The sequence below is a fragment of the Rhizobium nepotum 39/7 genome (assembly GCF_000949865.1).
Classification (GTDB): domain Bacteria; phylum Pseudomonadota; class Alphaproteobacteria; order Rhizobiales; family Rhizobiaceae; genus Agrobacterium; species Agrobacterium nepotum.
In genome coordinates, this window is record NZ_JWJH01000050.1 from 1 (window position 1) to 10970 (window position 10970).

General features: G+C 60.8%; 9 protein-coding genes. 3 read left to right on the forward strand and 6 right to left on the reverse strand.

The window, feature by feature from the left end; genetic code table 11:
• Window positions 1-58: 58 nt before the first annotated feature.
• The 6 genes from RS75_RS24315 to ligD all read right to left on the reverse strand — a co-directional run bounded on the left by RS75_RS24315 (window position 59) and on the right by ligD (window position 6026).
• Window positions 59-1021, reverse strand: a complete 963-nt coding sequence (locus tag RS75_RS24315) for an ABC transporter permease (protein WP_083198073.1) — start codon at window positions 1019-1021, stop codon at window positions 59-61.
• A 3-nt stretch (window positions 1022-1024) separates the two neighbouring features.
• Window positions 1025-2584: an ABC transporter substrate-binding protein gene (locus tag RS75_RS24320; RefSeq protein WP_045025185.1), complete on the reverse strand. Its 1560-nt coding sequence runs from the start codon at window positions 2582-2584 to the stop codon at window positions 1025-1027.
• Between the two features lie 265 nt (window positions 2585-2849).
• Window positions 2850-3704, reverse strand: coding sequence for a MurR/RpiR family transcriptional regulator (locus RS75_RS24325; RefSeq protein ID WP_152643198.1), 855 nt, complete (start codon window positions 3702-3704; stop codon window positions 2850-2852).
• Between the two features lie 89 nt (window positions 3705-3793).
• Complete coding sequence (locus RS75_RS24330) at window positions 3794-4126, reverse strand: TIM barrel protein (RefSeq protein WP_139093125.1); 333 nt, start codon at window positions 4124-4126, stop codon at window positions 3794-3796.
• Window positions 4127-4146: 20 nt separating this feature from the next.
• Window positions 4147-4908, reverse strand: coding sequence for an SOS response-associated peptidase (locus RS75_RS24335; RefSeq protein WP_045025188.1), 762 nt, complete (start codon window positions 4906-4908; stop codon window positions 4147-4149).
• A 56-nt stretch (window positions 4909-4964) separates the two neighbouring features.
• Complete coding sequence (ligD, locus tag RS75_RS24340) at window positions 4965-6026, reverse strand: non-homologous end-joining DNA ligase (protein WP_045025189.1); 1062 nt, start codon at window positions 6024-6026, stop codon at window positions 4965-4967.
• 282 nt (window positions 6027-6308) lie between these two features.
• Here ligD and RS75_RS24345 point away from each other — a divergent pair, with 282 nt between their 5' ends.
• From RS75_RS24345 to RS75_RS24355, 3 genes are all read left to right on the forward strand, one after another.
• Window positions 6309-7061 carry an ImuA family protein gene (locus tag RS75_RS24345; RefSeq protein ID WP_045025190.1) on the forward strand — a complete coding sequence of 251 codons (753 nt, stop codon included), beginning with the start codon at window positions 6309-6311 and terminating at the stop codon, window positions 7059-7061.
• On the forward strand, window positions 6982-8493 hold the full coding sequence (locus RS75_RS24350) for a Y-family DNA polymerase (protein ID WP_045025191.1): 1512 nt from the start codon (window positions 6982-6984) through the stop codon (window positions 8491-8493). Before RS75_RS24345 ends, RS75_RS24350 begins: the two co-directional genes overlap by 80 nt.
• On the forward strand, window positions 8490-10970 hold a 2481-nt coding region (locus RS75_RS24355; protein WP_045025192.1), incomplete at its 3' end, for an error-prone DNA polymerase. The genes RS75_RS24350 and RS75_RS24355, both read left to right, overlap by 4 nt.

The window sequence follows — 10970 nt, forward strand, 5'->3', positions numbered from 1 at the left end:
ATCGACAGTGGCGGCATGCGCCGGGGCCTCATGGTAACTCGATCGAGCGGTGAAAACGTCATGGCTGGTGGCCCGCCACAAACAGCCGCGGATCGAGCAGCCTGACCGTGACGTCGCTGATACCATTGATTGCGACCACGGAGATGCCAATCAGCAATCCCGCACCCATCGCCATCGGTATGTCGGCCGCCAGAACGCTGTCGATCAGCCGCGTTCCGAGACCGTCAAGGTTGAACAGTACGTCGATGACGACAAGACCGCCGATCGTATGGGCGACCAGCGGCCCGAAATAGGCAATCACCGGAACGAGTGTCGGCCGCAGCGCATGTGTAAAGATAATCCGCAACCAGCTCTGGCCCTTGATCCGCCCATAGGTCGGATAGAAGTCCTGCATCGTTGCGACCACGGCGTTACGGACCACGCGCGAAAGCTCCGGAAGCAGCGCAAGCGCAAGCGTGCAGGAGGGAAGGATCGCGTAACCAGGCAGGTTATTACCGGCCGCCGGCAGCCAGCGCATACCAATGGCAAATATCGTGATCAGAATGATACCGAGCAGGAACGACGGCACTGATGACAGGACCGCAGAAACGACCAGGAATCCCCGATCGAAGATACTGTCTTGCCGCATCCCGGCTGCAAAACCCACCATCAGGCTCAGGACAAGAGCGACGCTGACACCGATGATCGCAATGCTCATCGTCGTCTGAAAACTCTGCCACACTTCCGGCGTGACCTCGCGGCCACTGATCATGGAGCGTCCCAGCTGTCCGGTGAATACGGAGCCGACCCACCGGCCATATTGCAGAATGACGGGCTGATCCAGTCCCGTCATCTGGCGCGCCTGATCCACGGTCTGCAGGGAAATCCGCTCGCCGTAACGAGCTTCCGCAACCCGAAACGCAATATCGCCCGGGGCCATCTGCACAGCGACAAACGCGAGGCTGGCAACGGCAAACGCAACGCCTGCCGCAGCCACCAGATGACCGATAACCGCTCCGGCAATGCCGCGCATGGCAGGCATGCCTCAGCTAGCCCATTTGACGCGGTCGATCCAGAAGCTGACCTCGAGGGCATCGATTGGCACGCTGTCGAAAGCGATCCGGTCGGAAATCGAGACATTGTAGTCGTACCAGACCACCGGAATGACCGGCAGATCGGCATTGACGAGCGCACGGATCTTCTTTCGAGCCGCTACGCGCTGGTCCTCGTTGCGAGCGGCAAGATAGTCGCTGAGGGCTTGTTCCATGTCCGGATTGCGGTAATTCACACCGCTCCACACCGCGTTCGCCGCATTGCTTTCGGCATAATCCAGCACAAGAGTGGCGACGGGATCAGGCACGGCACCATAGTTTCGTCGCGTGAGGCCGAAGAGGAAGCTGCCCTTGGCGACGGCCTCCAGAACTTGTCCCTGGTTGCCGTTTTCGAGCTTGACCTCGATGCCGACGTCGGCGAGCTGCGCCTGGATCGCTTCCGCCAAAGATTTGACTTCCGGCTGCTTGCCGACAATCATCGTCAACGAGAAGCGCGTTCCGTCGCGGGTCAGGACGCCGTCCGGGCCTTTGGTCCAGCCAGCCCCGGCCAGTAGCCGCTCGGCTTCTTTCACGTCGCGTTCGATCTGCGGCAGATCGGGATCGTACCAGTCGGGAAAGGCAGCAGAGAAGAGCTGGTTGGCGGCGGCTTTTGGATTGCCGAACAGTGCCTGGGCAATTCCTCGCCGATCGACGGCCAGGGAGATCGCCCGACGCTCGACAGGGTCATCGAAACGCACGTCCCCTGCATTGACGAACACGCCGTTGATCCGCGCAGTCTGGACCTGCTTGACCTTGACCTTTCCGCTGCCTTCGACCCGGTCGCGCAAGGCCTGCGGCAGACCGAGAACCAGATCGACCTGACCCGCTTCTGCCATGTTGGCAATCGTGTCGGGCGACGTCGCGCCGGTGAAATGTACCTTGGCGATATGCGCTGGCGTTCCCCAATAATCGGAGAAGGCTTCCAGATCCACCGAGGTTTTGCCCTCGATTTTGGTGATCTTGTAAGGCCCTGTGCCGATGATGTGTTTGACGGTCCCGTCAGGAGCAAAGGAGGATTTTGCCAGAATAACGGCCGGGCCATCGGTGAAGAAGTCCGCCACGAGGCTGAACGGTTTCGTCAGAGAGACAACCACTGACTGACCGGCAACGCTCACGGACGAAATCGGCAGTTGCGGCACCATTTCGGTATTGTTGCGCGACTTGCGCATGACTTCGATCGCGTCGCGAACCAGTTCCGGGGTCAACGCACTACCATCATGGAAGCGCACGCCTTCGCGAATGACGAAGGACCAGTTCAGACCGTCGTCGCTGACCGACCAGCTTTTGGCAAGTTCCGGCGCGAGCTTGCCGTCCGGATCGATCGTCACCAGGGTTTCGGCGACCCGAAGCCTACGGAAATGGTAGCTGGTGTCAGCCAGCTCAAGGCTGGTGATTTCTCGGGGCGAGGTGATCTGAAGGATCCGTTCCTCTTTTGCAAAAGCGGCGCGGCCGAGCACGGTCGTTACGGCGCCGAGCGCCACGGACGCGGCAAGCACCGCTCTTCGGGAAATCATGAATAGGCTCCTCGGGTTAAACTCGACATGACGACGATGCCGAATGAGGCCCCAGCCTGTCCGGCGCGACGCTGCCTGTGGAATGACATCGTGTTCCGGAGCCCGGCCACTACGCAGCGTAGTAGCTGTTACCATTCATGATAATAACGATCAAGTTTAAATATCGCCAGAATTGCTCGACCCGGTCGGCTTCCCAGCCATTGGCCCCATTCTTCGTCATCCCCGTTCATCATTAGCGTAGTGTTGACGACGCAGTGTCCGGCTTTCAGGTTCTGCGATCCAGTTCACTGCGAAAATCGCGAAGTCGGCGCGCCGTCTCCATGGCCTGATCCGGGCCAAGCTGGGTAAGAGACAGGACAAGGGTCTCAAGCGCGAGCAGGATCGTTCCATAGAACGTCATATTGCCGACCTCGGTTCGTGGCACTTCCAGAACGGCCTGAGCACCAACCGCGAGGCGACCGGTCGGGTTGTCGGTAATGACGACGAGTATTCCACCGATACGCTGAAGCTCCTCCTTGATGAGGAGGCTTTCCTTGTGCACCTTCCCGTAGGCGAGGAGGACTACCGCATCGCCTGGCTGCAGGCCGAGCAGTGCGTCGGCGAAGGCGTGGCCGGTACCCTCCATCACGAAATTCGCACGGCCTATTCGGCCAAGATGCGTTGCGGTCTGCTGCGCCAGACGGGAAAGCGGCCCGCCGCCATGGAGGCCGATCCGGCTGGCATCGTTCAGGAGGTGCGCCGCAGACTGAAACTGCTCTGGCAATGCCGGTCGCGACAGTCTCTCCAGTGTCCTGGCATAGGCCTCGACCACCATTTGGAGCGGAGGCCGGCTTCCATCCTGTGTCAACTCACTCACGGTCACGCCCACCTTTTCTACCGGTGTACGGGCACCCTCGTCGAGTTTCTCTGCGATCACGGTCTTGAGGTGAGGTAGCCCATCGAAGCCAAGCGTCTGGATTGATCGGATAACGGTGGCGTCGGATGCGTCAATCTTCGCAGCTAGCTCGAGAGCAGAACTGACGAGCACGGCATTGGGATGTCGCTCGATATAGTCCAGGAGTCGAGTAGCCGCGGCGCTGAGATTTTGTCTCTGCTGCACTTCAAGCATATGATATTCCACTATCCGTTCCTGGGTTCCTCGAAGGGCTGAGCGCCATAACTAGCCCGAACAGGGAACGAATTCCAGCAGCAGGAATGTTTCGCATCCCCTCACGATGCCGTTCGCCGGAGGACAGCGTCACAAGACACCGCGGACTTGCCCAGCTTGTCGATCATTGCGAGGCATGCCTCGATAGGCCGAAATCTGTTCTTCAAGTCGAACGGCAACTTTGTGCGCTCGCTGATAAAATGCCCCTCGGCCATGCCATATCGGTCTATGTGGGTTTCCAGATTGAGCGGTGCTTCGTATTTTGTTGCCGCGATTGCGCGTGTAACGGCTTCCCAGTCGATCCGCCCATCGAAGGGCAGAAGATGATCATCGGTTGCGCCAAAATTGTCGTTGATATGCGTCGTGATAAGACGATCTCCGTACTGTTCCACCACGGAGCATGATCCTGGCGCGATCATTTCCCAATGGGCTCTCCGGATTTGGACACGATCGTGGATCCGTACGGTTCGCGCGACGAAATGATCAACGCATCATCTGGCAAAGGTCGTGCCAGTTCTTTGGCTTCGTCCCATGGCGCCTGCATCCACACCTCGGTCTCCTCTTCGGTCAGGAGAAGAACAGGCATCGCCTTCTCATGGATCGGCTTCACGAGATTGTTGGGATCAGTGGTCAAAAACCCATAGAGGTCGTCGGTCGTCGGCCCATCCTTCACCTTCCGGACGCTCTGCCATTGCGGGACATGGATGCCGGCGAAGAACATCAGCGACTTTTCCTCGTCGCGCGCAAACCAGGCGTTCGGCACGTTCCCGCCGGGTTGCTGGCTGGCGGGATCGGGTTCGGCGAAGCTGGTGACCGGGACGAGGCATCGGTGCTCGACACCAAACCATCGTTTCCAGTGTGGGAAGGTGAGCTTGCGGACGTTGGTCGTGCCGCGGTCCGCCTCCATGCGGATGAGCTCTTCAAGATCGGCGGGCTTCCCTTTGGCTTTCAGTTTTTCGGCCTTGGCTTTGGCGGCCTTTTCCAAGGTGAACCGCGGCGAGGGAAGACCCCAACGCGCATGTGCCAATTGTCTCCTTCCATCAGCGGAGTTGCGGACAATCGGTCCCATCTGATCGGGGTTCATTTGATAGGCTGGCATGAGGTTGATGAGGCTCTCGGCGTCCTGAGCCCATTTTGAAACCCAGTCCTTGTCCTCCATCCGATAGAGATTACACATGCGACCCCCTCCGCTTCGACCAAATACGGCTACTCTAGCGCATGTCGCTTGTTTCGCTAGTCGAGCTGGTAAACGTCGGCATTGTCTTGCCGTTCCCGCAGGCCCTTGTACGACGGATGACGGAGTTTCCCGTCCGATGTCCAGGCGCGAAACTCGATCTCGGCGATCAGGGTAGGCTGGACCCAGACAATGTCGGCAGTTCCGGAATGGGGCAGGGGCGGCTGCTTTCGCTTCCATCGCAGCGTGTCCAGCATCTTCCGCAACCGGATGATCTCGGCTCCCTTGAAGCCCGTGCCGACGCTTCCGACGTGGACGAGATCGCCATCGCGGTAGGCGGCAAGCGCTAACGAGCCGAAGCCGGCAGGGGATGCCGTCGACCTCTCATAGCCGACGATGAAGAACGCTTCGCTCTGTACGCATTTGACTTTCACCCAATCCCCGGTCCTGCCCGAACGATAGGGCTGATCGAGGCGCTTGCCGACGATGCCTTCCAGGCCGAGGCGGCAGACATGCTCAAGCAGGACAGCTGGCTCGGCATCGAGTGTTTCTGATATCCGAATGGCGCTGGCTTCATTCGTTGGGCCGTTTATCGTGTCCTCGAGAAGGTGTCGGCGCGAACGGTATTCAACACCGCGCAGATCGTGCCCATCCAGATAAACAAGATCGAAAGCGTATAGGACGGCGTGGGAGGCGCGCTTGCCAGCTTGTTTGCCGGATGCACCCAGCGATTGCTGCAGCAGCCCGAAATCCGGCCGCCCCTCATCGTCGAGCACGACGGCTTCCCCATCGATGATCATCGTCGCCGGCCCCAGCGCTCGGGCGGCCTGCTCTATGGCCGGAAACCGATGTGTCCAGTCGTGGCCGCCGCGAGTAAGGATCCGGATCCGCTGGGGCTCGATATGGACCGCAAGGCGATAGCCATCCCATTTCAGCTCCCAACTCCATTCGTTTCCGGTGGGAGGCTTAGCCTTCAATAGGGCCAGCGCCGGCTCGACGCGATCAGGTATGGGATCGAAGAGGAGCTGTGGTTGAGCTGGATTACGCTTCCTGCGCGGCTTTGAGCGGATCGGCGGCTCGGTGTCGCGAAGGAGGGGTTTTGATCTCGGAGGCCTCGTCATCCGGCCAGTTCATCAGAAAAACCTTAATAATACTGTGACTATCCCTATATTGTCCCCGCTATTCACCGATCAGGAGATAAGACTGCAGAAGCCAGCGAAATTTCTTGGTCGCAGCTATTCACCTGATTCTCATGAAGAATCTCGAACTTCTAATGTTCGGAACAATACTCGTACGTTTTTGCCGCCTTGACTCCTTTCTCATATGGGAACAAAAACAGAACATTGACATTTGCACGACATGAAGTCGCCCTGCCAACACGACCTTGAAGGGAGCCGTGAACAATGACTGCTGCCCGCGAAAGGGTAATCTGCGATCTGCGGGAGCGTATTGCATTGCTCGAAACCAGCACGGCGAAAAAAGCCGGTTGGTTGCCATTTGGCGTGCCGGATATGGATGCGGTTCTGCCTGGCGGCGGCCTTGCTCATGGCGCGCTTCACGAATTTGCCGGTGGTGGATCGGGCACCGTCGATGGTGCGGCCGCTGCTCTTTTTGCAGCCGGCATAGCGGCCCGCACCAAAGGCCCGATCGTCTGGTGCCTGACGCGGCCAGACCTGTTCTTTCCCGGGCTCGCCCAGGTCGGTCTCCATCCCGACCGGGTGGTCTTTGTCGAGTCCGACAAGGAGGAAGACGTTCTGGCAAACATGGAGGAAGGGCTGTCCTTTGGCGGGCTCGGCGCCGTCGTCGGTGAACTCGTTCGCCTGCCGATGGTCAGCTCGCGCCGGCTGCAGCTGGCGGCCGAGCGAACGGGCACGATGGCGCTTGCCGTCCGACGTTGGCGGCGACAGACGGAGGCCAATGACTTCGGGCAGCCGACGGCATCGACCACGCGGTGGCGGGTGAGCGTCATGCCGTCGGAGGAATTGCCAGTGCCGGGTGTGGGGAGGGCTCAATGGTTGCTGGAATTGATGCGCGTGAAAGCGGGTGAATGTGCTGAGTTTCTCGTGAGGGCGTGCGATGACAAGGGTCGTCTCGATCTATCTTCCGGATCTGCCGACGGATCGCATTCGTCGCGCCGATCCGTCTATTCCGCCTGAACAGGCGATCGCCGTGATCGCCAGGAGCGGCTCGAAACGCTGGGTTTCGGCCGCCGACGCCGCCGCCCGAAAGGCCGGCGTGCATGTCGGCATGCCGGCGGCGAAAGCACAGGCGCTGTTCCGTGGCCTGATGCTGGTCGATGCGGATACTGCAATGGATGCCGCGGCACTCGGACGGATCACGCTCTGGGCGCTGACGCTCTATTCGCCGATCGTCGCGGTCGATGGGATCGATGGAATCGTCATGGACACAGAGGGTGCCGATCACTTGCAGGGCGGAGAGCTGCCGATGGTGACGAAGATCGCCAATCAGTTCCTGGCAAGGAAACTCACTCCCCGGGTCGCGATCGCCGACACCTGGGGTGCAGCACACGCCTGCGCCCGTGCCATCAGCCGCGAAACGGTCATAGTGCCTTCAGGTGAGACCGTCCGCGCCGTCGAGAAGCTGCCGATATCGTTGCTGCGCCTTCCCGGGAAAGTCATCAGCGATCTGCGCACGCTTGGCTTCCAGACCGTCGGCGAATTGGCCAACACGCCGCGCGCGCCGCTGACCCTTCGTTTCGGCCCGGAGATTGGCCGGCGGCTGGACCAGATGTTTGGCCGCGCCTGCGAACCGATCGATCCGATCCGCACCGCCGAGCTCATCGAGGTGAGCCGCGCCTTCGCCGAACCGATCGGTGCTGCCGAAACCATCAACAAATATGTCGGCCGGCTGGTCGTGCAACTGATCGAGGAGCTGCAAAGGCGCGGCCTTGGTGTCCGGCGCGCCGACCTGATCGTCGACAAGGTCGATGGCACACGGCAGGCGATCCGCGCTGGCACCGTGAAGCCGGTGCGCGACGTCGCCTGGCTGACCAAGCTGTTTCGCGACCGGACGGAGAAGATCGAGCCGGGCTTCGGGATCGAAAAGCTCACTCTGGTCGCGGTGATGGCTGAGCCCCTGGAGGAGCGCCAGAAATCCTCCTCGCTGGTCGAGGAGGAAGTGAAGGACGTGACGCCGCTGATCGATATCTACGGCAACCGCGGGCAGCGCGTCTATCGGGTGGCACCGGTTGCCTCCGACGTTCCAGAGCGCTCCGTCCAGCGCATCAGTCCTGCTGCCGATCCGGTCGAGGTTACCTGGGTCAGCCATTGGCGCCGGCCGGTCCGGCTGCTGGCCCGTCCGGAGCTGATCGAGGCAATCGCCTTGCTACCGGACCGCCCGCCGGTTTCGATCACCTGGCGCGGCAAGCGGCGGAAGGTCAAGCGGGCCGATGGGCCCGAGCGGATCTTTGGCGAGTGGTGGCAGCGCGACGCGGAGATGGAGGCGGTGCGGGACTATTTCGTCATCGAAGACGAGGCTGGCGAGCGTCTCTGGGTGTTTCGCTCCGGTGATGGCATCGATCCTGAAACCGGAAGTCACCGCTGGTTCGTGCACGGGATCTTCGCATGAGCTATGCCGAGCTGCAGGTCACGACCCATTTTTCGTTCCTGCGCGGTGCAAGCTCGGCGCAGGAACTGTTCGAAACGGCCAAGGCTCTTGGCATCGAAGCCCTCGGCGTTGTCGACCGCAATTCGCTTGCCGGAATCGTCCGGGCGCTTGAAGCATCGCGCGCCACCGGCTTACGCCTCGTTGTCGGTTGCCGGCTTGATCTGGCCGACGGCATGTCGGTGCTGGTCTACCCGACCGACCGGGCTGCCTATTCCCGGCTGACCCGCCTCATCACGCTCGGCAAGTCGCGCGGTGGCAAGAACAACTGCATCCTCCACTGGGACGATGTCATTGCCTACGCCGACGGCATGATCGGCGTCCTGGTACCGGACCTGCCGGATGACGCCTGCGCGATCCAGCTGCGCAAGATGGCCGAGCTGTTTGGGGATCGGGCCTATGTATCGCTTTGTCTGCGGCGCAGGCAGAACGACCAGCTGAGGCTGCATGAGATCTCAAATCTCGCAACACGATTTAAGGTGCGAGCGGTCGTCACCAATGATGTCCTCTTCCATGAACCAGGCCGCCGGCAGTTGCAGGACATTGTCACCTGCATCCGAACCCGCACGACGATCGACGAAGTCGGCTTCGAACGCGAGCGCCACGCCGATCGCTACCTGAAGCCGCCCGTAGAAATGCAGCGGTTGTTTCCGCGATACCGGCAAGCCCTCGCGCGAACCATGGAGATCGTCCGTCGCTGCACGTTCTCGCTCGAGGAACTCACCTACCAATATCCGGAGGAGGCGATCGTGCCGGGCAAGGATGCTCAGGCCTCGCTGGAGCATTATGTCTGGCAATGCGTGCCCGATCGCTATCCGGAGGGACTACCGCCCGACGTGTTGAAGGTCGTGCGGCACGAGCTCGATCTCATCCGTACCATGAAATACGCCCCGTATTTTCTGACCGTCTTTTCGATCGTGCGTTATGCCCGGTCTCAAGGCATTCTCTGCCAGGGGAGGGGCTCCGCCGCCAACAGTGCCGTCTGCTACATCCTCGGCATTACCAGCATCGATCCCTCGACCAACGACCTTCTGTTCGAGCGTTTTGTATCCCAGGAGCGCGACGAGCCGCCGGACATCGATGTCGATTTCGAGCACGAGCGGCGCGAGGAGGTGATCCAGTGGATCTATCGAACCTATACCAGAGAAAAGGCAGCGCTCTGCGCCACCGTGACGCGCTACCGGGCGCGCGGCGCGATCCGCGATGTCGGCAAGGCGCTCGGCCTGCCGGAGGACGTGATCAAGGCGCTGTCATCCGGCATGTGGTCCTGGTCGGAAGAGGTCTGCGATCGCAATGTCCGCGAGCTCAATCTCAATCCAGACGACCGGCGTCTTGGGCTGACTTTGAAGCTCGCACAGCAACTGATGGGCGCCCCGCGCCATCTCGGCCAACACCCCGGCGGTTTTGTCCTCACTCATGATCGGCTCGACGATCTCGTGCCGATCGAACCGGCCACGATGAAGGACCGTCAGATCATCGAGTGGGACAAGGACGACGTCGAAGCCCTCAAATTCATGAAGGTGGACATCCTGGCCCTTGGGATGCTGACCTGCATGGCCAAGGCCTTTGATCTGATCCGCGAGCACAAGGACCGCGATCTTGATCTCTCGAAAATCGAGCAGGAGGATTCTGCGACCTATGCGATGATCCGCAAGGCCGATACGCTCGGCACGTTCCAGATAGAAAGCCGCGCCCAGATGGCGATGCTGCCGCGGTTGAAACCCCGGACCTTCTACGACCTCGTGGTGCAGGTCGCAATTGTCCGGCCCGGTCCGATCCAGGGGGACATGGTGCATCCCTATCTGCGCCGGCGAGAAGGCAAGGAGGCAGTCGAATATCCGACGCCGGAACTGGAAGCGGTGCTCAGCAAGACGCTCGGCGTGCCGCTGTTTCAGGAGTCGGCGATGCGGGTCGCGATGGTCTGCGCCGGCTTTACCGGTGGCGAAGCCGACCAGCTGCGCAAGTCGATGGCGACGTTCAAGTTCACCGGCGGCGTCTCGCAGTTCAAGGACAAACTCGTGTCCGGCATGGTGAGGAACGGCTACGCGCCGGAATTCGCCGAAAAGACCTTCTCCCAGCTCGAAGGCTTTGGCTCCTATGGTTTTCCGGAGAGCCACGCGGCTTCGTTCGCGCTGATCGCCTATGCCTCGAGCTACATCAAATGCCACTATCCGGAAGCCTTTTGCGCGGCGCTCATCAATTCGCAGCCGATGGGTTTTTACGCGCCGGCGCAGATTGTCGGCGATGCGACAGCCCACGGCGTCGAGGTGCGGCCGGTCTGCATCAATCGGTCCCGATGGGACTGCACGCTGGAGCGGATCGGCAATTCTGGGCGCCACGCCGTCCGGCTCGGTTTCCGGCAGGTGAAAGGACTGGCGGTCGCTGACGCGGCGCGCGTCGTCGCGGCACGCATGGACAATGCCTTTGTCTCGGTTGACGAC